This is a genomic window from Neisseria subflava (assembly GCF_024205705.1).
Lineage (GTDB): Bacteria > Pseudomonadota > Gammaproteobacteria > Burkholderiales > Neisseriaceae > Neisseria > Neisseria subflava_D.
The window spans coordinates 278,719-300,206 of record NZ_CP073115.1; the positions used below are offsets into that span (position 1 = coordinate 278,719).

At 49.1% G+C, this 21,488-nt stretch carries 24 protein-coding genes; 18 read left to right on the plus strand and 6 right to left on the minus strand.

Going from position 1 to position 21,488, the window contains the following annotated elements; translation table 11 throughout:
• The first annotated feature begins 149 nt into the window (after positions 1-149).
• The 18 genes from KCG54_RS01335 (at position 150) to ftsZ (ending at position 17,064) form a co-directional block, all read left to right on the plus strand.
• Positions 150-671 (plus strand): M23 family metallopeptidase, encoded by a 522-nt coding sequence (locus KCG54_RS01335; RefSeq protein WP_049322576.1) that lies wholly within the window; start codon positions 150-152, stop codon positions 669-671.
• A gap of 24 nt (positions 672-695) precedes the next feature.
• Positions 696-1,550, plus strand: coding sequence for a peptidase (locus tag KCG54_RS01340; protein WP_254324415.1), 855 nt, complete (start codon positions 696-698; stop codon positions 1,548-1,550).
• A 17-nt stretch (positions 1,551-1,567) separates the two neighbouring features.
• On the plus strand, positions 1,568-2,071 hold the full coding sequence (locus tag KCG54_RS01345; RefSeq protein ID WP_254324416.1) for a hypothetical protein: 504 nt from the start codon (positions 1,568-1,570) through the stop codon (positions 2,069-2,071).
• The gene (locus KCG54_RS01350; RefSeq protein WP_254324417.1) at positions 2,068-3,435 is read left to right on the plus strand and encodes a UDP-N-acetylmuramoyl-tripeptide--D-alanyl-D-alanine ligase; all 1,368 of its coding nucleotides are present in this window, start codon (positions 2,068-2,070) and stop codon (positions 3,433-3,435) included. Before KCG54_RS01345 ends, KCG54_RS01350 begins: the two co-directional genes overlap by 4 nt.
• Before the next feature lie 2 nt (positions 3,436-3,437).
• Positions 3,438-3,869 carry a hypothetical protein gene (locus KCG54_RS01355; protein ID WP_188212075.1) on the plus strand — a complete coding sequence of 144 codons (432 nt, stop codon included), beginning with the start codon at positions 3,438-3,440 and terminating at the stop codon, positions 3,867-3,869.
• Positions 3,870-3,885: 16 nt separating this feature from the next.
• Complete coding sequence (locus KCG54_RS01360; RefSeq protein WP_003748282.1) at positions 3,886-4,035, plus strand: hypothetical protein; 150 nt, start codon at positions 3,886-3,888, stop codon at positions 4,033-4,035.
• A 100-nt stretch (positions 4,036-4,135) separates the two neighbouring features.
• The gene (mraY, locus tag KCG54_RS01365; RefSeq protein ID WP_254324418.1) at positions 4,136-5,218 is read left to right on the plus strand and encodes a phospho-N-acetylmuramoyl-pentapeptide-transferase; all 1,083 of its coding nucleotides are present in this window, start codon (positions 4,136-4,138) and stop codon (positions 5,216-5,218) included.
• 115 nt (positions 5,219-5,333) lie between these two features.
• Entirely contained in the window at positions 5,334-5,822 is a 489-nt protein-coding gene (locus KCG54_RS01370) for a group II truncated hemoglobin (protein ID WP_254324419.1), read from the plus strand.
• A 60-nt stretch (positions 5,823-5,882) separates the two neighbouring features.
• A complete protein-coding gene (locus tag KCG54_RS01375; RefSeq protein ID WP_254324420.1) occupies positions 5,883-6,371 on the plus strand; it encodes a tetratricopeptide repeat protein in 489 nt (162 codons plus the stop codon).
• An 87-nt stretch (positions 6,372-6,458) separates the two neighbouring features.
• Positions 6,459-7,796 carry a UDP-N-acetylmuramoyl-L-alanine--D-glutamate ligase gene (murD, locus tag KCG54_RS01380; RefSeq protein ID WP_254324421.1) on the plus strand — a complete coding sequence of 446 codons (1,338 nt, stop codon included), beginning with the start codon at positions 6,459-6,461 and terminating at the stop codon, positions 7,794-7,796.
• A 13-nt stretch (positions 7,797-7,809) separates the two neighbouring features.
• The gene (locus KCG54_RS01385) at positions 7,810-8,370 is read left to right on the plus strand and encodes a L,D-transpeptidase family protein (protein WP_254324422.1); all 561 of its coding nucleotides are present in this window, start codon (positions 7,810-7,812) and stop codon (positions 8,368-8,370) included.
• A gap of 292 nt (positions 8,371-8,662) precedes the next feature.
• The gene (locus tag KCG54_RS01390) at positions 8,663-9,925 is read left to right on the plus strand and encodes an FtsW/RodA/SpoVE family cell cycle protein (protein WP_003748295.1); all 1,263 of its coding nucleotides are present in this window, start codon (positions 8,663-8,665) and stop codon (positions 9,923-9,925) included.
• A gap of 4 nt (positions 9,926-9,929) precedes the next feature.
• A complete protein-coding gene (gene murG / locus KCG54_RS01395) occupies positions 9,930-10,997 on the plus strand; it encodes an undecaprenyldiphospho-muramoylpentapeptide beta-N-acetylglucosaminyltransferase (protein WP_254324423.1) in 1,068 nt (355 codons plus the stop codon).
• Positions 10,998-11,162: 165 nt separating this feature from the next.
• Positions 11,163-12,572, plus strand: coding sequence for a UDP-N-acetylmuramate--L-alanine ligase (gene murC, locus KCG54_RS01400; protein WP_254324424.1), 1,410 nt, complete (start codon positions 11,163-11,165; stop codon positions 12,570-12,572).
• 88 nt (positions 12,573-12,660) lie between these two features.
• Positions 12,661-13,575, plus strand: a complete 915-nt coding sequence (locus KCG54_RS01405) for a D-alanine--D-alanine ligase (RefSeq protein WP_254324425.1) — start codon at positions 12,661-12,663, stop codon at positions 13,573-13,575.
• Positions 13,565-14,284 (plus strand): cell division protein FtsQ/DivIB, encoded by a 720-nt coding sequence (locus tag KCG54_RS01410; protein ID WP_254324426.1) that lies wholly within the window; start codon positions 13,565-13,567, stop codon positions 14,282-14,284. The genes KCG54_RS01405 and KCG54_RS01410 overlap by 11 nt, the downstream gene beginning before the upstream one ends.
• A 74-nt stretch (positions 14,285-14,358) precedes the next feature.
• Entirely contained in the window at positions 14,359-15,612 is a 1,254-nt protein-coding gene (gene ftsA, locus KCG54_RS01415; RefSeq protein ID WP_003682483.1) for a cell division protein FtsA, read from the plus strand.
• A 252-nt stretch (positions 15,613-15,864) separates the two neighbouring features.
• Entirely contained in the window at positions 15,865-17,064 is a 1,200-nt protein-coding gene (gene ftsZ / locus KCG54_RS01420; protein ID WP_003748303.1) for a cell division protein FtsZ, read from the plus strand.
• 119 nt (positions 17,065-17,183) lie between these two features.
• Here ftsZ and ispH read toward each other — a convergent pair whose 3' ends face one another.
• The 6 genes from ispH to KCG54_RS01450 form a co-directional block, all read right to left on the minus strand.
• Positions 17,184-18,152, minus strand: a complete 969-nt coding sequence (gene ispH / locus KCG54_RS01425; protein ID WP_254324427.1) for a 4-hydroxy-3-methylbut-2-enyl diphosphate reductase — start codon at positions 18,150-18,152, stop codon at positions 17,184-17,186.
• Between the two features lie 13 nt (positions 18,153-18,165).
• Positions 18,166-18,672, minus strand: a complete 507-nt coding sequence (gene lspA / locus KCG54_RS01430) for a signal peptidase II (RefSeq protein WP_049331903.1) — start codon at positions 18,670-18,672, stop codon at positions 18,166-18,168.
• Positions 18,673-18,820: 148 nt separating this feature from the next.
• On the minus strand, positions 18,821-19,720 hold the full coding sequence (gene glyQ, locus KCG54_RS01435) for a glycine--tRNA ligase subunit alpha (RefSeq protein WP_003685919.1): 900 nt from the start codon (positions 19,718-19,720) through the stop codon (positions 18,821-18,823).
• Positions 19,721-19,801: 81 nt separating this feature from the next.
• Positions 19,802-19,984, minus strand: coding sequence for a DNA gyrase inhibitor YacG (gene yacG / locus KCG54_RS01440; RefSeq protein WP_003682475.1), 183 nt, complete (start codon positions 19,982-19,984; stop codon positions 19,802-19,804).
• Positions 19,981-20,601, minus strand: a complete 621-nt coding sequence (gene coaE, locus KCG54_RS01445) for a dephospho-CoA kinase (protein WP_254324428.1) — start codon at positions 20,599-20,601, stop codon at positions 19,981-19,983. Before coaE ends, yacG begins: the two co-directional genes overlap by 4 nt.
• On the minus strand, positions 20,601-21,488 hold the full coding sequence (locus KCG54_RS01450) for a prepilin peptidase (RefSeq protein ID WP_254324429.1): 888 nt from the start codon (positions 21,486-21,488) through the stop codon (positions 20,601-20,603). Before KCG54_RS01450 ends, coaE begins: the two co-directional genes overlap by 1 nt.

Here is a 21,488-nt window from a genome sequence, read left to right on the forward strand (position 1 = left end):
CCTTAAGGCCGTCTGAAAAAGATTTAACCATACAAAACAAAAGCAAAACAACACACGCATTACGGCACGTCAGCCATTAAACCCATCACAGTTGTTTGTTTCGGAAGACTTTTTAACAAGGCCGTCTGAACAACAAGGAGACCGATTTGATGCTGAAAATGCCGACAAAAACCTTATTAATCAGTACAGCCGTAGTTTTATTCGCAGGCTGTACAACCAAACAACTTCCGCGTCCTACTGCCGAAATCGAACAATTGAGGGCGCAACAACCTCCGGCCGAACAAAGCCTGCCGAATCCCGTTAAAGGCAAGCGTTTTGACGACACTTGGGGTGCAGCGCGCAGTCAGGGGCGCAGGCATGAAGGTGTGGATATTTTTGCTAAGAAAAATACGCCGATACGCAGTACCACGCCCGGCATCGTCACCAAAATCGGGCGCAACCGATTGGGTGGCAAAGTTATCGGTATTCAAGGGCCGGGTGCGTGGCATTACTATGCCCACCTGAATAAGTTTGCCCGTATCCGCCTGTATGAGCGAGTAAAAGAAGGGCAGGTCATCGGCTATGTCGGTAAAACCGGCAATGCCAGAACCACACCGGCCCACCTGCATTATGGCGTGTATCTGCCAAACGGCGCGGTGAATCCGTATCCGCTGATTAATCAGAGCAGATAGGCCGTCTGAACAAGATTTGAGAGTATGAACGCAAAGAAATTGGTTAAGGCAACGAATATCGTCGGCATGGTGGCAGTCATGCTGCTGGTGTACTGGGTATTTGTTCTGATTTTATCCAATGTTTTTGGGCTTAAGGTATTCCGCGAATACATTACGGAAATTTTCCTGATGAGTATTTTGGGGATTTTTGCCGTGATGGCGGGTGCCTTGATATTGAACATCATGCTGAATTTGACCCGTATTGCCGAGCGAGGACAAGAGGAAGAAAGCAAAGGCGGTCGGAAAACCTTATATTTGTTGTTGGCCGTATTTCCTGTTTTGGCCGCTTTGCTATTTGGTGGAAATTATCTGACTGTTCAGAAAAAACGTCAGATTTTGACTCAATCGCTAGAGCGTATCGTCAAGGATAATCCATCGCAAATCAATGCCTTGACAGATTATCATTTTGACTCGGCGTACATCAAAAAAGCAGCGTTAATCCTGGAGCTGATGTCGAAGGAAGATTCTGCCTTTAAAGCTGCTACGGTGATTGTGCCGGATACGATCGGTAATAAACAGGTTTATTTGGCTTTCTCAGCTGATTCCCATTTAAGCGGGATTGATGAGCAGGCACCCAATGCTCAGGGAACAGGCGATGATAATGGTTTTGTCGTTACTCGGAATGGCAATAAAGAAACAATCAGCAAAACACAATATCTTTATGCGCCAAATCTGAGCGAGCGTGAATACTTGCAAAGAATATTTGCCGGACAAACAAATGAAATACGTTATGAGGCAAAAGACGGCAATTACAGCCTTTGCCACCCCTACCGCCAAAACGGTAAAACCATTGTATTGTGTTTTTCCGATTACCAGCAGTACGGGAAAATCGGCAGTTAATGAAAGAAATTTATAAAATGAAAAGTTGGTTTTTTAATACATTTCCTGATTATAAAAAATTGCCCAAAAGCGGCAAATTTATGGCGTGGCTGACTTTTGTGCAGGGCGTGGTTTGGTTGATTCTGGCATCAATTCAGAGTGTGCAGGGACTGATTAACAACATGGCATGGGCTGTGTTTTTTGGGATTTTACTTTTCATTTTAGGTGTATTGGCGTTGTCTGCAGCATGGAATGCGTTTAAATTCCGTGAAGTAGGTTTTAAGAGAATGACATATGTGTACACGCCATGCTTATTGCAGATTGCTTTTGCAAGCGATGTATTTTCTTTTACATATTATATAGAAAGTGTACTGCAATTATCATTTAGCCTTATAGTACATAAACTTACTGTCGGTATAAATTTTGCCGCTATTCTTTTTATTGTACTGGCAAGACGCAATTATCGTCATTTAAAAATGGTTTCCCAAAATACGGATAAAAATGTGGAGCCGTTAGAACAAGGACAAGAAACACAATCATGAAACCACTAGACCTTAATTTTATTTGTCAGACCCTCAACCTTCCGATGCCGTCTGAAAATCAACCCGTTTCGCGTATTGTTACAGACAGCCGCGATATTCAGGAAGGCGATGTATTTTTCGCGCTTGCCGGTGAGCGCTTTGACGCGCATGACTTTGTTGAAGATGTGTTGGCGGCGGGGGCAACGGCAGTTGTGGTTTCGCGCGAAGATTGTGCGGCTTTGAAAGGCGCGTTGAAGGTTGACGATACGCTTACGGCTTTGCAAAAACTGGCGAAGGTGTGGCGTGAAAATGTGAATCCGTTTGTCTTTGGTATTACCGGCTCTTCCGGTAAGACGACGGTTAAAGAGATGTTGGCCGGCGTATTGCGTCATCGATTCGGTGATGAAGCTGTGTTGGCGACTGCCGGCAATTTCAACAATCATATCGGCCTGCCGCTGACTTTGTTGAAATTAAACGAAAAACACCGCTATGCCGTCATTGAAATGGGTATGAACCATTTTGGCGAATTGTCTTTGCTGACCCGAATTGCCGGTCCGAATGTTGCTTTGGTCAATAACGCTTTGCGCGCGCATGTCGGTTGCGGTTTTGATGGTGTCGGCGATATTGCCAAAGCCAAAAGTGAAATCTACGAAGGTTTGCTTTCAGACGGCGTTGCGCTGATTCCGTGTGAAGATGCCAATATCGCTACATTTGAAGCGGCTACTGCGCAATTGAATGCTCAGACTTTCGGCGTTGCCAGTGGCGATATCCATGCAGAAAATATTGAGTTGAAACCGTTGTCCTGCGAATTTGATTTGGTGCGTGGCAATGAACGTGTTGCCATGGTATTGCCAGTCCCCGGCCGACACAATGTGCATAATGCCGTAGCGGCGGCGGCTTTGGCTTTGGCGGCAGGTTTGAGCCTTGCCGAAGTTTCAGACGGCCTGAAAAATTTCAGTAATATCAAAGGCCGTCTGAATATCAAGCAAGGCATTAAAGATGCAACTTTGATTGACGATACTTATAATGCCAACCCCGACAGCATGAAAGCCGCCATTGATGTGCTCGCCGCTATGCCTGCGCCGCGTATTTTTGTAATGGGTGATATGGGCGAATTGGGTGAGGATGAGGCCGCAGCCATGCACGCCGAAGTTGGCGCGTATGCACGGGATAAAGGCATCGAGGCCACATATTTTGTCGGCGACAACAGCGTTGAAGCGGCAGAGACGTTTGGCGTGGAAGGTTTGTGGTTTGCTGACAAAGATCCGCTGATTCAAGTGTTGAGCCACGATTTGCCTGAACGCGCTACTGTATTGGTTAAGGGCTCGCGCTTTATGAAGATGGAAGAAGTGGTCGAGGCGTTGACGGATAAAGAGGTCATCTGAAAATGGAGCAGAAAAGAAAACGACCTATACTGTTGCAGGTTATCGTTGGGATGATGGTAGTGGCAGCAGTTTTATGGCCGGTTGTAGTGTGGCAGTACATCAAAGATGTAGGGTTTGAGGCAATAAGCGAAGCATACGAAAGTACAAGTGGACGTTGGGGGTGGTTTGAATTTTGGTTAGGAAATTTTCATTTGCTTGTGCAAGTGATATTGATGTTGGTTAGTGCTGTTGGGCTATGGAGAGGTAAGGATTGGGCGCGTAGATTGTGGCTGTATGGCTGTATACTGTATATCGTCTACAATATGGTCGGTTATTTGGTTTCCCCTAGGAATGGGTTTCCATTGTTGGATGTCATTATTCGTGTTGTAATTTGTTACAGCTTGTTTTGTTTACATCCCAAAGATTATTTTCAGACTCAAGAAAATAAAACTTAAGAAGGCCGTCAGAAATATGAAAAAGATTTTACTATTGGCTGGATTGCTGATTGCAGCATTTTATGCCGGAATGAAAGTACAGGCATTTATCTATGAAGATACCTGTTTGGACTTGGGCGGCGGAAAGAATCCTGGAAACTATCCGATTTGCGTGGTAGAGAAATAATCTTACTCAATAAGGCCGTCTGAAATTTCAGACGGCATACCGATTGATTTTTAATTGGGCATAAGCCCGCTGTAACAACAAAAACAAAAAAGGAAGCCCCATGTTTTTATGGCTCGCACATTTCAGTAACTGGTTAACCGGTCTGAATATTTTTCAATACACCACATTCCGCGCCGTTATGGCGGCTTTGACTGCTTTGGCGTTTTCCCTATTGCTTGGCCCGTGGACTATCCGCAAACTGACTGCGCTTAAAGTTGGCCAGGCAGTGCGCACCGACGGCCCGCAAACCCACCTCGTCAAAAACGGTACGCCAACCATGGGTGGCTCGCTGATTTTGACTGCCATTACCGTATCCACAATCTTGTGGGGCAACTGGGCAAATCCTTATATTTGGATTCTCTTAGGCGTCCTGCTCGCTACCGGCGCACTCGGTTTTTACGACGATTGGCGCAAAGTGGTTTATAAAGACCCTAACGGCGTGTCTGCTAAATTCAAAATGGTGTGGCAGTCCAGCGTTGCCATCATTGCCGGCTTAGCGTTGTTCTACCTTGCGACAAATTCCGCCAACAATATCCTGATTGTTCCCTTCTTCAAACAAGTCGCCTTGCCGCTTGGCGTAGTCGGCTTCTTGGTATTGTCCTACCTGACCATCGTCGGCACATCCAATGCCGTTAACCTGACCGACGGTTTGGACGGCTTGGCCGCATTCCCCGTTGTACTTGTTGCCGCCGGCCTTGCCATCTTTACTTATGCAAGCGGACACTCCCAATTTGCCCAGTACCTGCAATTGCCTTACGTTGCCGGCGCAAACGAAGTGGTGATTTTCTGTACCGCCATGTGTGGCGCGTGTCTCGGTTTTTTGTGGTTTAACGCCTATCCGGCACAAGTCTTTATGGGCGATGTCGGCGCACTCGCGCTTGGCGCGGCGCTCGGTACCGTTGCCGTCATCATCCGCCAAGAATTTGTCCTCGTCATCATGGGTGGCCTGTTTGTTGTTGAAGCCATTTCCGTTATGTTGCAAGTCGGTTGGTACAAACGAACCAAAAAACGCATCTTCCTGATGGCGCCGATTCATCACCACTACGAACAAAAAGGCTGGAAAGAAACCCAAGTTGTTGTTCGTTTCTGGATTATCACCATCGTCTTGGTGCTGATTGGTTTGAGTACCCTCAAAATCCGCTAAATCTCCAAAGGCCGTCTGAAACTTTCAGACGGCCATTATGTAAGGTAAGCATGCTTGCCTGAATCCTACATCTCAAAATAAATCCCGTAATAATCCACACAGAAAGTCCCCAAACATGTACCAATCTTTTGGCGGCGCAATCGGCATCCGCACCCTGACCGACCGTTTCTACGATTTGATGGAACTCGAGCCGAAATACCAAACCTTGCGCCAAATGCACGGCGAAGACATGACCCTGATACGCGAAAAACTCTACGAATTTTTTAGCGGCTGGCTCGGCGGCCCGCAACTTTTTGTCGAAAAATACGGCCATCCCCAACTGCGTGCCCGCCATATGCCTTTTGCCGTCAACGTACAAGTCCGCAACGAATGGATCGCCTGCTTTGCCCAAGCCATGAGCGAACTGGGCATCGACAAAGCACTTGCCGAGCCGGTTTTAATCCAAGTTTTTGCCATGGCAGATTGGTGCCGTAACCAAAACGAAGACGGTATCGAACCGCCTATGCCGCCGATGGCGGTTGATCCTTGGGTACGCGCACCGGAATTGCAGCAGATATTGAGTAGCTACGGTGTAAATAGCTTTTTTAAGGAATTCGCTAGTTAAGGCCGTCTGAAAAAACTAGGATAAAACAGAAACAATAATTTGAAAGAAATGGATTTTAAAATGAATAAATTATTAAAAAAGATGATGGTAGCCCTGTTATCTTTGGGCTTGGCGCAGGTAGTTTGGGCGGATGATACGCTGGATTTTAAAGAAGCACTTCAAATCGCGGAGCAAGGAAGTGCGAAAGCACAAAATGATTTGGGTGTAATGTATGCCAATGGACAAGGAGTCCGTCAAGACCCTGTGCAGGCAGTGCAGTGGTTTCGCAAGGCTGCGGAGCAAGGGAAGGCAGAAGCCCAAAATAATTTGGGTGAGATGTATTACAAAGGCGAAGGAGTTCGTCAGGATTATAAACAGGCAGTGCAGTGGTTTCGCAATGCGGCAGAACAAGGGGTTGACGAAGCCCAATTTTATTTGGGCATAATGTATTACAAAGGGCACGGCGTGCGCCAAGACCTTGCGCTCGCTCAAGAATGGCTTGGCAAGGCGTGTCAAAACGGATATCAAAAAGGCTGCGACAATTACCGCCGTTTGAAGCTGGGTTATTGAACAGCTCGCGATGCCGTCTGAAAGTGGCTTGAGCAGGAGCGGACATCCCCTCCTGCCCAATATGATTTGTTTTAGGACAAAACCAAAATGACTTTTCAAAATAAAAAAATCCTCGTCGCCGGACTTGGCGGCACGGGTATTTCCATGATTGCTTATCTGCGCAAAAACGGCGCGGAGGTTGCCGCTTATGATGCGGAGCTGAAACCGGAGCGCGTGTCGCAAATCGGTAAAATGTTTGACGGGCTGGTGTTTTACACGGGCCGTCTGAAAGATGCGCTGGATAATGGTTTCGATATTCTGGCGCTCAGTCCCGGCATCAGTGAGCGGCAGCCAGATATCGAGGCCTTTAAGCGAAACGGCGGACGCGTGTTGGGCGACATTGAATTGCTGGCGGATATTGTGAACCGCCGCGGCGACAAGGTGATTGCGATTACCGGCAGCAACGGCAAAACCACGGTAACGAGCCTGGTCGGCTATCTCTGCATCAAGTGTGGGTTGGATACCGTTATCGCGGGAAATATCGGCACGCCGGTTTTGGAGGCGGAATTGCAGCGCGAAGGCAAAAAGGCGGACGTGTGGGTGTTGGAGCTTTCCAGCTTCCAACTGGAAAACACCGAAAGCCTGCGCCCGACCGCGGCAACGGTGCTGAACATTTCCGAAGACCATCTCGACCGCTACGATGACTTGCTCGACTACGCGCATACCAAGGACAAGATTTTCCGTGGCGATGGCGTGCAGGTTTTAAATTCAGACGACGTGTTCTGCCGCGCCATGAAACGGGCAGGGCGCGAGGTAAAATGGTTTTCGTTGGAACACGAAGCCGATTTTTGGTTGGAACGCAAGACAGGCCGCCTGAAACAAGGCAATGAAGATTTGATTGCCACGCAAGACATTCCGTTGCAAGGCTTGCACAATGCCGCTAATGTGATGGCTGCCGTGGCTTTGTGTGAGGCCATTGGCTTGCCACGAGACGAGTTGCTCGAACACGTCAAAACCTTCCAAGGCCTGCCGCACCGTGTGGAAAAAATCGGCGAGAAAAACGGCGTGGTGTTCATCGACGACAGCAAAGGCACGAACGTCGGCGCGACCGCCGCCGCGATTGCCGGTTTGCAAAATCCGCTCTTCGTGATTTTAGGCGGCATGGGCAAAGGGCAGGACTTCACGCCCCTGCGCGACGCGCTTGTCGGCAAGGCAAAAGGTGTGTTCCTGATTGGTGTCGATGCGCCGCAAATACGCCGCGATTTGGACGGCTGCGGTCTGAATATGACCGACTGCGCCACTTTGGAAGAAGCCGTTCAAACGGCATACGCCCAAGCCGAAGCGGGCGATATCGTGTTGCTCAGCCCGGCTTGTGCGAGCTTTGATATGTTTAAAGGCTATGCGCACCGTTCGGAAGTGTTTATCGAAGCGTTCAAAGCTTTGTAAGGCCGTCTGAAAGATGAAAGTCGGGTTGAAAATCGGCGTGGCGGCAGTCGTGCTTTCGGCTGTCGCCGCTTTGGTGTTTTGGTTTGCCGCGCCGATTCGTTCCAAGACTACTGTTACCACGCCAAGCGAAACGCCGTTGCCAGAAGATGCAGTTATCGACAGATTGGTCGTGCATAAAAGCAAGCGCACCATGTCGGCCTACTCGCAAGGCAGGTTGTTGAAAACCTATCCCATTTCGTTGGGCAAGCAACCGGTCGGGCATAAACAGTTTGAAGGCGACGGCAAAACGCCCGAAGGAAAATACCGCATCAATGAGCGTAATCCCAATAGCGGCTACCACAAAAACCTCGGCGTTTCCTACCCCAACGAAGCCGACAAAGCCTACGCGGCGGCACAAGGCAAAAGCCCGGGCGGGCTGATTAAAATCCACGGCATAAAAAACGGCTGGGGTTTTATCGGTAAAAAACACCTGAAAAAAGACTGGACCGACGGCTGCATCGCGGTAACGGACGAGGAAATCGACGAGTTCTACCGCAGCGTGAAACACAACGCAGAAATTGAGATTCTGCCGTAGGTTTTATGCCTGTTGAAGTGATGGGGCAGGTTGGAACGGGTAGTCGATTGCTTGTCAGTCCGTCTGAAAAGCTCGGTAGGGCAGGGGACTTAATACTGGGATTTTTATCTAAAATAAGCCGCCAATCCTTCCTAAGGACAGGTCAACACGCTTTCTCTTTTTTGAACCGTAGATTCTGAATTGTTGGTTTGGAAATAAACCTTTAAAATAACGTTAATTCATTTTTTCAGACGGCCTCTTGCCCATTTGCAGGCCGTCTGAATATTTTATTCAAGCCGTTACGGATGTTTTCATGATTAGTCTTTCCAAAATGCTTGACCGGCCGATTGCGCGCGATGGTCGGAAGTTTGATGTTTCTCTCTTGTGGATGGTCGTTTTGATGACGACCTTCAGCTTGGTAATGATTTATTCGGCCTCTATTGCATATGCGGCATCGGATGGGGGCAGCCAGTTTTCTTTTGTGTCCAAACAGGCAATGTTTATCCTGTTTACGGTGGCCATGTGCTTGCCGCTTTTCCTGCTGAAAATGAGCTTTTGGCGGCGGATTATTCCGTTTTATTTTGTCGTTTCCGGTTTGCTGTTGTTGCTGGTTTTGTTTGTCGGCCGTGAGATTAACGGCGCGACGCGCTGGATTCATATTGGGCCGCTCAACTTGCAGCCAACCGAGTTTTTCAAATTGGCAACGGTTTTGTATTTGTCCAGCCTGTTTACGCGCCGTGAAGAAATGTTGCGCGATTTGGATTCTTTGGGTTGGTCGTCTTTGTTTACCGGTATTGGCGATTTGGTGTGCAGCCCTTTTAAAAGTGAAGCTTGGGTAAGGGTGAAGGAACGCTTCCGTAAGTTTAAAACCCTGATTCTGCCGATTATGTCGGTGGCGGTCGGTTTGGTTTTGATTATGGGCCAGCCGGATTTCGGCTCGTTTGTCGTGATTGTCGTGATTACCATGGGTATGCTGTTTCTGGCAGGCTTTCCGTGGAAGTATTTTGCCGTATTGGTGGCGACCGTTGTGAGCGGAATGGGTTTGCTGATTTTGGCCGCGCCTTACCGTATGGCGCGTGTGGCGGCGTTTTTGGACCCGTGGAGCGATCCTTTGGGTAAAGGCTATCAGTTGACGCATTCTTTGATGGCGATTGCGCGCGGCGGCTGGTTTGGCGAAGGTCTGGGCGCAAGTTTGGAAAAACGTTTCTATCTGCCTGAAGCGCACACGGACTTTATTTTTGCCGTCATCGGCGAAGAATTCGGCTTTTTAGGGATGCTGGTTTTGGTGTTCTGCTACGGCTGGCTGGTTTGGCGCGCGTTTTCCATCGGCAAACAGGCGCGTGATTCGGGCTTGATGTTTAGCGCGTACATCGCCAACGGCATCGGTATTTGGATTGGTATTCAAAGTTTCTTCAATATCGGTGTAAACATCGGTATCCTGCCCACTAAAGGCCTGACTTTGCCGTTTATGTCTTACGGCGGTTCGGCTGTCTTTATCATGCTGGTGTGCGTTACTTTGTTATTGCGCATTGATTATGAAAACCGCCAAAAAATGCGCGGTTATTCGGTGGAGTAAAACCATGAGCGGTAAAACTTTTATGCTGATGGCCGGCGGTACGGGCGGTCATATTTTCCCTGCATTGGCGGTTGCCGAGTCGCTGCAAAAGCGCGGCCATCATGTGATTTGGCTGGGTAGTAAAGATTCGATGGAAGAGCGTATCGTGCCGCAATACGGCATACGCTTGGAAACGCTGGCGATTAAAGGCATCCGCGGCAACGGCATCAAACGTAAGCTGATGTTGCCGTTTACGCTGTACAAAACCGTCCGCGAGGCGCAGCAGATTATTAAGAAACACCGTGTCGAGTGCGTTATCGGTTTTGGCGGTTTCGTTACTTTCCCCGGCGGCTTAGCGGCAAAAATTTCCGGTGTGCCGATTGTGATTCACGAGCAAAACGCCGTAGCCGGTTTGTCCAACCGCCAACTGTCGCGTTGGGCAAAACGTGTCCTGTACGCTTTCCCCAAAGCCTTTCAACATGAAGGCGGCTTGGTGGGTAACCCTGTCCGTGCCGATATTGCGGCATTGCCTGTTCCTGAAGAACGCTTTGAAAACCGTCAAGGCCGTCTGAAAGTTTTGGTGGTCGGCGGCAGTTTGGGTGCGGATGTGTTGAACAAAACCGTCCCGCAAGCTTTGGCATTGTTGCCTGAGGCGGCCCGTCCGCAAATGTATCATCAGTCCGGACGCAATAAATTGGGCAACCTTCAGGCGGATTACGATGCGTTGGGTGTGCAAGCCGAGTGCGTGGAATTTATTACCGATATGGTATCCGCCTACCGTGATGCCGATTTGGTAATTTGCCGTGCCGGCGCGCTGACGATTGCCGAGCTGACGGCTGCGGGTTTGGGGGCGCTACTGGTGCCGTATCCGCACGCGGTGGATGACCATCAAACAGCCAATGCGCGTTTTATGGTGCAGGCCGAAGCTGGTTTACTGCTGCCGCAAACTCAACTGACGGCGGAAAAACTGGCCGAAATCCTCGGCGGCTTGAATCGTGAAAAATGCCTGAAATGGGCGAAAAATGCCCGTACCTTGGCACTGCCGCACAGTGCGGACGATGTGGCGGAAATTGCCATATCCTGTACCGAATAAGCAGGCAGACTTCGTTCAAGGCCGTCTGAAAAATTGATTAACGGCGTTTCAGACGGCCTTTATTGCTTTTGTTAAAATTCCTTTACAATAAAAGCATGGCGCAGAAGCGGATAGCCCTTTAAAATAACGCCTTTACGCACTAAAAACCAACCGGAACGCAACGTTATGATGAAAAATCGAGTGACCAACATCCATTTTGTCGGAATCGGCGGCGTCGGCATGAGCGGTATTGCCGAAGTTTTACACAATTTGGGCTTTAAAGTTTCCGGTTCGGATCAGGCGCGTAATGCCGTTACTGAGCATTTGAGCGCTCTCGGCATCCAAGTTTACCCAGGTCATACTGCCGAACACGTCAATGGTGCCGACGTGGTTGTTACTTCTACTGCAGTCAAAAAAGACAATCCTGAAGTTGTTGCCGCGTTGGAGCAGCAGATTCCCGTGATTCCGCGCGCGTTGATGTTGGCAGAATTGATGCGCTTCCGCGATGGTATCGCCATTGCCGGTACGCACGGTAAAACCACAACCACCAGCCTGACCGCTTCTATTCTCGGCGCGGCAGGACTTGACCCGACTTTCGTTATCGGCGGCAAGCTCAACGCCGCGGGTACCAACGCCCGTTTGGGCAAAGGCGAATACATTGTTGCCGAAGCCGACGAATCCGATGCTTCTTTTCTGTATCTGACGCCGATTATGTCCGTCGTAACCAATATCGACGAAGACCATATGGACACTTACGGACACAGCGTTGAGAAACTGCATCAGGCGTTTGTGGACTTCATCCACCGTATGCCGTTCTACGGCAAAGCCTTTTTGTGTATCGACAGCGAACACGTCCGCGCGATTTTGCCGAAAATCAGCAAACCTTACGCCACTTACGGCTTGGACGATACTGCCGATATCTACGCGACCGATATTGAAAACGTCGGTGCACAAATGAAATTTACCGTTCATGTTCAAATGAAAGGACATGAGCAAGAGCCGTTTGAAGTTGTTTTGAATATGCCCGGCCGCCACAACGTCCTCAATGCGTTGGCGGCTATCGGCGTTGCGCTGGAAGTTGGCGCATCGGTTGAAGCCATTCAAAAAGGCTTGCTCGGCTTTGAAGGTGTCGGTCGCCGCTTCCAAAAATATGGCGACATCAAATTGCCAAACGGCGGAACTGCGCTGCTGGTGGACGATTATGGCCACCATCCCGTCGAAATGGCGGCAACTCTGGCCGCCGCACGTGGCGCATACCCTGAAAAACGCTTGGTCTTGGCTTTCCAACCGCACCGCTATACCCGCACGCGCGATTTATTTGAAGACTTTACCAAAGTCCTCAATACTGTCGATGCGCTGGTGTTGACCGAAGTTTATGCCGCAGGCGAAGAGCCGATTGCTGCAGCCGATTCCCGCGCCTTGGCACGCGCCATCCGCGTATTGGGCAAACTTGAGCCGATTTACTGCGAAAACGTTGCCGATTTGCCGCAAATGCTGCTGAATGTTTTGCAAGACGGCGATGTTGTACTGAATATGGGTGCCGGCAGCATCAACCGCGTTCCGTCTGTATTGGTGGAGTTGTCGAAACAATCATAATAAACAGGCATATTTGCCTTTGAGGACACATAGGTCGTCTGAACAATATTTCAGACGGCCTGTATCAGTATTTAAGAAAGTAGAAATTATGCAGAATTTTGGCAAAGTGGCCGTGTTGATGGGCGGCTTCTCCAGCGAGCGCGAAGTTTCTCTGGACAGCGGCGCCGCTATTTTGGCTGCCTTGAAAAGCAAAGGCGTCGATGCCCATGCGTTCGATCCCAAAGAAACCCCGTTGTCTGAATTGAAAACCCAAGGGTTTCAGACGGCCTTCAATATTTTGCACGGCACTTTCGGCGAAGACGGCGCGATTCAAGGCGCGTTGGAACTGATGGGTATTCCTTATACCGGCAGCGGTGTGGCCGCTTCTGCGCTGGGTATGGACAAATACCGCTGCAAACTGATTTGGCAGGCCGTGGGTTTGCCTGTTCCTGAGTTTGCTGTATTGCATGACGACAGCGACTTTGATGCCGTTGAAGAAAAATTGGGCCTGCCGATGTTTGTGAAACCCGCCGCGGAAGGCAGCAGCGTCGGTGTGGTAAAAGTTAAAGAAAAAGGCCGTCTGAAAAGCGTTTACGAAGAATTGAAACATTTGCAGGGCGAAATTATTGCCGAACGCTTTATCGGCGGCGGCGAGTATTCTTGCCCGGTATTGAATGGCAAAGGCCTGCCGAGCATTCATATTATTCCGGCTACCGAGTTTTACGATTACGAAGCCAAATACAACCGCGACGATACGGTTTATCAATGCCCGTCGGAAGATTTGAGCGAGGATGAGGAAAACCTGATGCGCGAACTGGCCGTACGTGGCGCGCAGGCGATTGGTGCGGACGGCTGTTCGCGCGTGGACTTCCTGAAAGATACGGATGGTAAGCTGTATCTCTTGGAAATCAATACCTTGCCCGGTATGACCAGTCATAGTTTGGTGCCAAAATCTGCAGCCCATACTGGCGTAGATTTTGCTGATTTATGTATTGAGATTTTGAAGACCGCTCATGTGGGATGATGCAGGCGCACTGGGTCGGCTGACCCGCCGGCTATTGTTGCTGATGGCCTTTCTGCTGATAGGTTCGGGCATAGCTTGGCTTTACAATTCCAAATATTTCCCTGTGAAACAGATTGCCATTCAGGGTAAGCTGAAATATGCTTCCGGCAAAGAATTGCAAAATGTTGCACGAGAGCATATCAGGGGTAATATGTTCCGTGCCGATATTGATGCGGCGCAGGCCGCTTTTCAGGAGTTGCCTTGGATTGACTCGGCAATGGTTCGCCGCCGTTTTCCGGAGACCGTGGAAATTATCCTGACCGAGCGCGTGCCGGTTGCACACTGGCGCGCTGGCGGCTTGGTGGACAGTAAGGGTAATGTGTTTGCCGCAAGCCTGAAACAGGACCTGCCTATATTTGAAGGGCAGCAGGGGACAGGCAAAGACATGGTCAAACATTATGCGGACTTTTCCGGTATTTTGAGTCCGTTGAAACTGACCATCAAAGAATTGATCTACACGCCGCGTTCGGCATGGCTGCTTGTATTGGACAACGGCATTACCGTGCGCTTGGGGCGTGAAAACGAAATCAAACGTTTGCAGCAGTTTGCCCAGATTTGGCCGTCGCTGCTGCGTAAAAAACAAAGTCGTATCGAGTATGTCGATATGCGTTATAAGGATGGTTTTTCAGTCCGTTACAGGCCGTCTGAAAATCCTTCCGACAGTGAATAGCCGATTAGACGTGAAGCAATCTTGTTTCAAAAATAATCAAACCGTCAGTCAGACAACATAGCGAACGAGCAATTATGGAACAACAACAAAATAAATATATCAGTGCCTTAGACATTGGTACGTCCAAGGTCATCGCCTTAATCGGCGAGATTCGGGAAGATAATGAAATCCACATTGTCGGCTTGGGACAAAGCCCTTCACGCGGCCTGCGTGCAGGTATGGTGACCAATATCGACGCTACCGCGCAAGCCATTCGTCAGGCGGTAGAAGATGCCGAGTTGATGGCAGATACCAAAATTTCCCACGTTGTTACCGGTATTGCCGGTAACCATATCCGCAGCCTGAATTCACAAGGCGTGGTCAAAATTAAAGATGGCGAAGTATCGCAAGCCGACATCGATCGTGCCATCGAAACAGCCAAAGCCATCAATATTCCGCCTGATCACAACATCTTGCATACCGTGGTTCAAGAATACATCATCGACAACCAACCCGGTGTGAAAGAGCCTATCGGCATGAGCGGCGTGCGTTTGGATACCCGTGTACACATCATTACCGGTGCGAACACTGCTTTGCAAAATATCCAAAAATGTATCCAACGCTGCGGCCTGCAAATGGATCAAATCATGCTTCAGCCTTTGGCAAGCGGTCACGCTGTTTTGACTGAAGACGAAAAAGATTTGGGTGTGTGCGTCATCGATATCGGCGGCGGTACGACCGACATCGCGGTTTATACCAATGGCGCCATCCGCCATACTGCGGTTATTCCCGTTGCCGGCGATTTGATTACCAAAGACTTGGCGCAAGCCCTGCGTACGCCGCACAGTGCCGCCGAGTACATCAAAATCCATTACGGCGCCGCCATTCCGACTATGGACGGCTTGGATGAAATGATTGAAGTTCCTAGTGTTGGCGACCGTCAATCACGTCAAATTTCACGCCGTGTATTGGCTGAAATCATCGGTCCGCGCGTAGAAGAGATTTTGGAATTGACGCTGAACGAATTGCGCCGTTCCGGCTTCCCTGAAGAAGTGCTGACTTCCGGTATCGTTTTGACCGGCGGTGCTTCTATGTTGACCGGTATTGTTGAGTTGGCGGAAGAAGTCTTTAATTTGCCGGCACGTATCGGTGTTCCACAAGAAATGGGCGGTGTATCCGAGCGTATCCGCAATCCACGCTATTCAACAGCAATTGGCCTGCTTCAGACGGCCTATGCTGCCGAAGAGGGTGAACAAACCAGCCGAACCGGTGCGATTGCCCTGAATGATTCAGGTAAAAAAATGGGTCTGTGGGAAAAAATCCAAAGATTCTTCAGAGACAATTTCTGATAAAAGCGTTCAGGGCAAGCGGTGTAGAATCCGTTTGTCCTGAATATTTAAGTAGAATTAAACGGTTTTAAATAATTGCCAAGTGAATAATTTAAAACTTGTATATTTTCTGTTAAAAATTGTAGTAAAAATATAACGCCGACAGTCGGATGATAAGAAGATTTTTGCCAGTATCAGGATACTTCTTATATAATACGGATAATAAGTTATTTTTGAACCGTCCTTATAAAGCGGGGCGCGGAGGATTATTGAATGGAATTTGTTTACGACGTAGCAGAATCAGCAACAAGCCCTGCTGTTATCAAAGTTATCGGTTTGGGTGGCGGCGGCTGTAATGCCATCAACAACATGGTTGCCAACACTATTCACGGTGTTGAGTTCATCAGTGCCAATACCGATGCGCAATCATTGGCTAAAAACAATGCGGCTAAACGCATTCAATTGGGTACAAACCTGACTCGCGGTTTGGGTGCCGGTGCAAATCCTGAAATAGGCCGCGCCGCAGCCCAAGAAGATCGCGAAGCCATCGAAGATGCCATCCGCGGTGCAAACATGCTGTTCATCACTACCGGTATGGGTGGCGGTACAGGTACCGGCTCTGCTCCTGTTGTGGCTGAAATCGCTAAAGAAATGGGTATCCTGACCGTTGCGGTTGTAACACGTCCGTTTGCTTACGAAGGCAAACGCGTACACATCGCTCAAGCAGGTTTGGATCAGCTCAAAGAGCGCGTTGACTCCCTGATTATTATCCCGAACGACAAATTGATGACTGCCTTGGGCGAAGATGTGACCATGCGTGAAGCTTTCCGTGCGGCCGACAATGTACTGCGTGACGCGGTTGCCGGTATTTCCGAAGTGGTGACTTGCCCGAGCGACATGATCAACTTGGACTTCGCCGACGTGAAAACTGTGATGAGCAATCGCGGCATCGCCATGATGGGTTCAGGTTTTGCGCAAGGTATCGACCGTGCCCGTTTGGCTACCGATCAAGCTATCTCCAGCCCGCTCTTGGATAATGTTACTTTGGATGGTGCACGCGGTGTATTGGTAAACATTACCACTGCTCCTGGCTGCCTGAAAATGTCTGAGTTCAACGAGATTATGCGCATCGTCAACCAAAATGCACACCCTGAAGTGGAATGCAAATTTGGTGCTGCCGAAGATGAGAGCATGAGCGAAGACGCTATCCGTATTACCATTATTGCTACCGGCTTGAAAGAAAACGGTACTGACAACCAACTGCGTGCTGCTGCCCGTACCCAACAATTGGTACGCGGTGCGGAAGAAGCGCCTCAAGCTCAAAGCCAAAGCAGTGCTGAAAGCCTGGTTCGTACCAACCGCAATATTCGTTCTATGAATCTGACTGCGGCTGATTTCAGCAACCAGTCTGTACTGGATGACTTTGAAATTCCAGCAATCTTGCGCCGTCAGCAACACACTCCTGAGAAATAATCAGGATAAGGTATGAAAAGACCTGCCTTTAAGGCAGGTCTTTTTTATTGGCAAAATAAACTCAAGGCCGTCTGAAAATTTTCAGACGGCCTTAAGTTCAAATAAAGCAAATAACAAACTTACCCTTTATTGAGAATTTGCTTGTTTTCACCCTCACGACGCAACTCTTTGGGCAAGACAAATACAATGCTTTCTTCTGCACCGTCACCTTCACGTATGGTTTCATGTCCCCAATCTTGAATGGTTTGTAAGACTTCTCGAACCAAGACTTCGGGTGCGGATGCCCCGGCAGTTACACCAACCTTGGTTTTGTTTTCAAACCATTCTTTTTTCAGGTAGGAAGCATTATCGACCATATAGGCATCAACTCCTCGCAATGCGGCTACTTCACGCAAGCGGTTGCTGTTGGAAGAGTTAGGCGAGCCGACAACAATCACGAGATCGCATTCTTCCGCCAATTCTTTAACGGCAGTTTGGCGGTTGGTTGTGGCGTAGCAGATGTCTTCTTTGTGCGGATTGCGGATATTTGGGAAGCGTTGATTTAAGGCTGCAATGATGTCTTTGGTTTCATCCACCGATAAAGTGGTTTGGCTGACGTAGGCAAGTTTGTCAGGATTTTTGACGTTCAGTCCGGCTACATCGTCCACTGTCTCAACCAGAAACATTTTGCCCGGAGGCAATTGTCCCATTGTACCTTCTACTTCGACGTGGCCTTTGTGGCCGATCATGATGATTTCGTAATCTTGCTCATCGAGGCGGGCTACTTCTTTATGGACTTTGGTTACCAAAGGGCAGGTGGCATCAAAAACGCGGAAACCGCGTTGTGCCGCTTCTTCCTGTACGGCTTTGGATACGCCGTGAGCCGAGTAAATCAGCGTGGCACCCTTTGGGACATCCGCCAAGTCATCGACAAAGACGGCACCTTTTGCCCGTAGATTGTCCACGACGAATTTGTTGTGAACGACCTCATGGCGGACGTAAATAGGCGCGCCGAATTCTTCGAGTGCACGTTCAACAATGCTGATGGCGCGGTCAACGCCGGCACAAAAGCCGCGGGGATTGGCAAGGATAATGGTTTTTTGAGTCATGTGTGTTCCGTTTTCAGACGGCCTTTGTGTCGTTTGAAGGTGTTTTTTTGTGCAGCAAACCATCTAATACCAAGCAAACCGCGCCAACGCAGATAAAGCTGTCGGCAATGTTAAATGCTGGATAGAACCAGTTTTGCCAATAGAAAAGCAGAAAATCGACAACGTGGCCGTGAATCAGACGGTCAACTACATTGCCAATCGCGCCTCCGATAATCATGGCTGCCCCCAGTTTGCCCCAGCGTCCAAACTCATCGCGCCAGATGGCACGGGCCAAATACAGGCTGATGACGACGGCCAGACCTAAAAAGAAGAATTTTTGCCAGCCGCCTTGGTCGGCCAAAAAGCTGAATGCCGCGCCTGGATTATAGGCAAGCGTCAGGTCAAAAAAGTCTGGAATGATATTGAGGCGTTCGCCTTCGGTAAAGTGTTTCAAGATTTCCCATTTGCTCAGTTGGTCAAGAATGATGGCAACGAGGGAAAGTAAGAAAAAGGGTGTTTTTGCAGAAGAGGATGAACTCATGTTTTCAGACGGTTTATGTAATAAAGGGCTTATTTTACCTGAAAGCAGGCAGGAAGTGTTTGCGATGGCAACGACGTTAAGGCCGTCTGAAAATCGAAACGCCGCCATTTGAATGTATCAAAGGGCGGCGTGGCATGTATGTGAGGGCTTATTGGTTTTTAAGCAATGGGAAGCCCAGTTTTTCGCGGCTTTCTACGAATTTTTGAGCAACGATACGGCTCAGTGCACGAATGCGGCCGATGTAGGTTGCGCGTTCGGTAACGGAAATGGCGCCGCGTGCATCCAAGAGGTTGAACGTGTGGCCGGCTTTGAGTACAAGCTCGTAAGCAGGCAGGGCAAGACTGGTATCTTCAACTGCAAGTAGGCGTTTGGCTTGTTCTTCGTAGTCGTTGAATTGGCGCAAGAGCCAATCGGCATCGCTGTATTCGAAGTTGTAGGTAGATTGTTCGACTTCGTTTTGATGATAAACGTCGCCGTAAGTGACGATGTTGCCATCAAGGGTTTTTGCCCAAACGAGGTCGTACACATTTTCCACGCCTTGCAGATACATGGCGAGACGCTCGATGCCGTAGGTGATTTCGCCAAGTACAGGGGAGCAGTCGATACCGCCGACTTGTTGGAAGTAGGTGAATTGGGTTACTTCCATGCCGTTGAGCCAAACTTCCCAACCCAAGCCCCAAGCGCCGAGAGTAGGGTTTTCCCAGTCGTCTTCGACAAAGCGGATGTCGTGTACTTTAGGGTCGATACCCAATTCGCGCAGGGAATCGAGGTAGAGGTCTTGAATATTGGCTGGTGCAGGTTTGAGCGCAACTTGGAATTGATAGTAGTGTTGCAGACGGTTGGGGTTGTCGCCATAGCGGCCGTCTTTGGGGCGGCGGCTGGGTTGAACGTAAGCGGCAAACCAAGGCTCCGGGCCTAATGCACGCAGGCAGGTGGCTGGATGGGAAGTCCCGGCACCGACTTCCATATCGAAAGGTTGGATAACGGTGCAGCCTTTGTCTGCCCAGTAGTTTTGTAATTTGAAAATAATTTGTTGGAAGGTGAGCATGGTGGATGGAATAGATTGGAATAAAGAGGGTATTTTACTGTTTTGAGCCTGTTTTGGATAGGCTGAAGGAAGCGGCGTAGGTTATTTGCCGTCCAATAGGTCTGAAAAAGGGTCGTCTTCTGAAGAAACGGTGTATTTTTCTTGCGCCCATTCGCCTAAATCAATGAGTTTACACCGTTTGCTGCAGAAAGGGCGGTAGGGGCTGTCGGTATTCCAAACGACTTCTTTGTGGCAGGTCGGACATTTTACAACAGGAGCGGTCATGCAGTTTCTTTCAGTGATTGTGCAATGGATTGATAGTATTGATGCAGGCGGAAAACCTTGATTTTCGCTTCTTCCAAGCTATGAGTATTGTTCAATACGTCGTCAGCATGAAGCAGTCTGTCAGATCGGGAAGCTTGGGTAGACATGATTTGGCGCGTCTGTTCTTCTGAAAAACCATTGCGTTGATATACGCGTTCGATTTGGACGGACTCTGGAACATCTACAACCAAAATGCGGTCGGTCTCCGCTTTAAATGCCGGATTCTCAATTAAAAGCGGGACATCGACAATGCCGTAAGTAGAGGAAGCAAGTTGTTGTTTCTGCTGTTGGATTTTGTTTAAGATTAATGGCAGAAGCAGCTTTTCCAGTTGTTTTTTGGATTGAGGCCGTCTGAAAACCTCTTCCCGTAAAGCCGTACGATTCAGACGGCCTTCGTTGTCAAAAACCTCATCACCAAAAAGCTGACGGATGGCTGGAAGCGCTTCGCCGTTTTCAGCGGTCAGTGAGCGGCTGATGGCATCGGCATCGATAATGGGTACGCCAAGTTCGGCAAACATTTGGGCGACAGATGATTTGCCGCTGCCGATACCGCCGGTCAAGCCTATCCATAATGTCATTATCGGAATCCTGATTGTACGAGCCACCATTGAACCAGTTGGGTAATAGGTGCATTGGCAACCAAAATAATCCATCCTGCTACAGCGAGGCTGGGACCAAAAGCAAAATATTGGCCTTTGCCGACGCGGGCGATGAGTACGCCTAACAGCCCGACTAAGGCAGCCATAAAGATCAGAACAGGCAAAATTCCTACGCCCAGCCATGCACCGAGTGCGGCCAAAAGTTTGAAGTCGCCATTGCCCATGCCGATTTTACCGGTCAGAAGTTTATAGACGGCGCATAAAGTATAAAGGCTCATATAGCCTGCAATCGCACCCCAAACGGCTGAATGCAGGGGAACGAATGTATCATTCAGATTAAACAGCAGGCCGATCCAAATTAGGGGCTGAGTCAGGCTGTCGGGCAAATATTGCGTATCGGCATCGATAAAGGTCAGCGCAATCAATATGGCAGTCAGAATTAATCCGCCAATAGTTGCCCATGACCAGCCGTATTGCCACGCGACAATACCGAATAAGACACCTGTCAGCAGCTCAATCAACGGATAGCGTATGCTGATATGGGTTTTGCAGGCGTGGCATTTCCCACCTAGGAAAACATAGCTGAGGATGGGCATATTTTGCCAAACTCTGATCGGACTTTTGCATTTTGGGCAGCGTGAATCCGGTTTACGCAGATTAAATGGCTGTTTTTCTTCGTCTGTCAGCTCGATGCCCAAATGCTCTTTGGAAAATTGTGTCCATTCACGCTCCATCATTATCGGCGTGCGATAAATGACGACATTCAGAAAGCTACCAATCAGTAATCCTAAAATAACGGCTAAAGGAATCGCGAATGGCGCAAGAACGGAGAGGGCGTCGATGGCAGAGTAAATACTATCAAGCAT

Coding starts and splice junctions, on each gene's coding strand:
- KCG54_RS01335 (WP_049322576.1), top strand. CDS start 150: ATGCTGAAAATGCCGACAAAAACCTTATTAATCAGTACAGCCGTAGTT.
- KCG54_RS01340 (WP_254324415.1), top strand. CDS start 696: ATGAACGCAAAGAAATTGGTTAAGGCAACGAATATCGTCGGCATGGTG.
- KCG54_RS01345 (WP_254324416.1), top strand. CDS start 1,568: ATGAAAAGTTGGTTTTTTAATACATTTCCTGATTATAAAAAATTGCCC.
- KCG54_RS01350 (WP_254324417.1), top strand. CDS start 2,068: ATGAAACCACTAGACCTTAATTTTATTTGTCAGACCCTCAACCTTCCG.
- KCG54_RS01355 (WP_188212075.1), top strand. CDS start 3,438: ATGGAGCAGAAAAGAAAACGACCTATACTGTTGCAGGTTATCGTTGGG.
- KCG54_RS01360 (WP_003748282.1), top strand. CDS start 3,886: ATGAAAAAGATTTTACTATTGGCTGGATTGCTGATTGCAGCATTTTAT.
- mraY (WP_254324418.1), top strand. CDS start 4,136: ATGTTTTTATGGCTCGCACATTTCAGTAACTGGTTAACCGGTCTGAAT.
- KCG54_RS01370 (WP_254324419.1), top strand. CDS start 5,334: ATGTACCAATCTTTTGGCGGCGCAATCGGCATCCGCACCCTGACCGAC.
- KCG54_RS01375 (WP_254324420.1), top strand. CDS start 5,883: ATGAATAAATTATTAAAAAAGATGATGGTAGCCCTGTTATCTTTGGGC.
- murD (WP_254324421.1), top strand. CDS start 6,459: ATGACTTTTCAAAATAAAAAAATCCTCGTCGCCGGACTTGGCGGCACG.
- KCG54_RS01385 (WP_254324422.1), top strand. CDS start 7,810: ATGAAAGTCGGGTTGAAAATCGGCGTGGCGGCAGTCGTGCTTTCGGCT.
- KCG54_RS01390 (WP_003748295.1), top strand. CDS start 8,663: ATGATTAGTCTTTCCAAAATGCTTGACCGGCCGATTGCGCGCGATGGT.
- murG (WP_254324423.1), top strand. CDS start 9,930: ATGAGCGGTAAAACTTTTATGCTGATGGCCGGCGGTACGGGCGGTCAT.
- murC (WP_254324424.1), top strand. CDS start 11,163: ATGATGAAAAATCGAGTGACCAACATCCATTTTGTCGGAATCGGCGGC.
- KCG54_RS01405 (WP_254324425.1), top strand. CDS start 12,661: ATGCAGAATTTTGGCAAAGTGGCCGTGTTGATGGGCGGCTTCTCCAGC.
- KCG54_RS01410 (WP_254324426.1), top strand. CDS start 13,565: ATGTGGGATGATGCAGGCGCACTGGGTCGGCTGACCCGCCGGCTATTG.
- ftsA (WP_003682483.1), top strand. CDS start 14,359: ATGGAACAACAACAAAATAAATATATCAGTGCCTTAGACATTGGTACG.
- ftsZ (WP_003748303.1), top strand. CDS start 15,865: ATGGAATTTGTTTACGACGTAGCAGAATCAGCAACAAGCCCTGCTGTT.
- ispH (WP_254324427.1), bottom strand. CDS start 18,152: ATGACTCAAAAAACCATTATCCTTGCCAATCCCCGCGGCTTTTGTGCC.
- lspA (WP_049331903.1), bottom strand. CDS start 18,672: ATGAGTTCATCCTCTTCTGCAAAAACACCCTTTTTCTTACTTTCCCTC.
- glyQ (WP_003685919.1), bottom strand. CDS start 19,720: ATGCTCACCTTCCAACAAATTATTTTCAAATTACAAAACTACTGGGCA.
- yacG (WP_003682475.1), bottom strand. CDS start 19,984: ATGACCGCTCCTGTTGTAAAATGTCCGACCTGCCACAAAGAAGTCGTT.
- coaE (WP_254324428.1), bottom strand. CDS start 20,601: ATGACATTATGGATAGGCTTGACCGGCGGTATCGGCAGCGGCAAATCA.
- KCG54_RS01450 (WP_254324429.1), bottom strand. CDS start 21,488: ATGCTTGATAGTATTTACTCTGCCATCGACGCCCTCTCCGTTCTTGCG.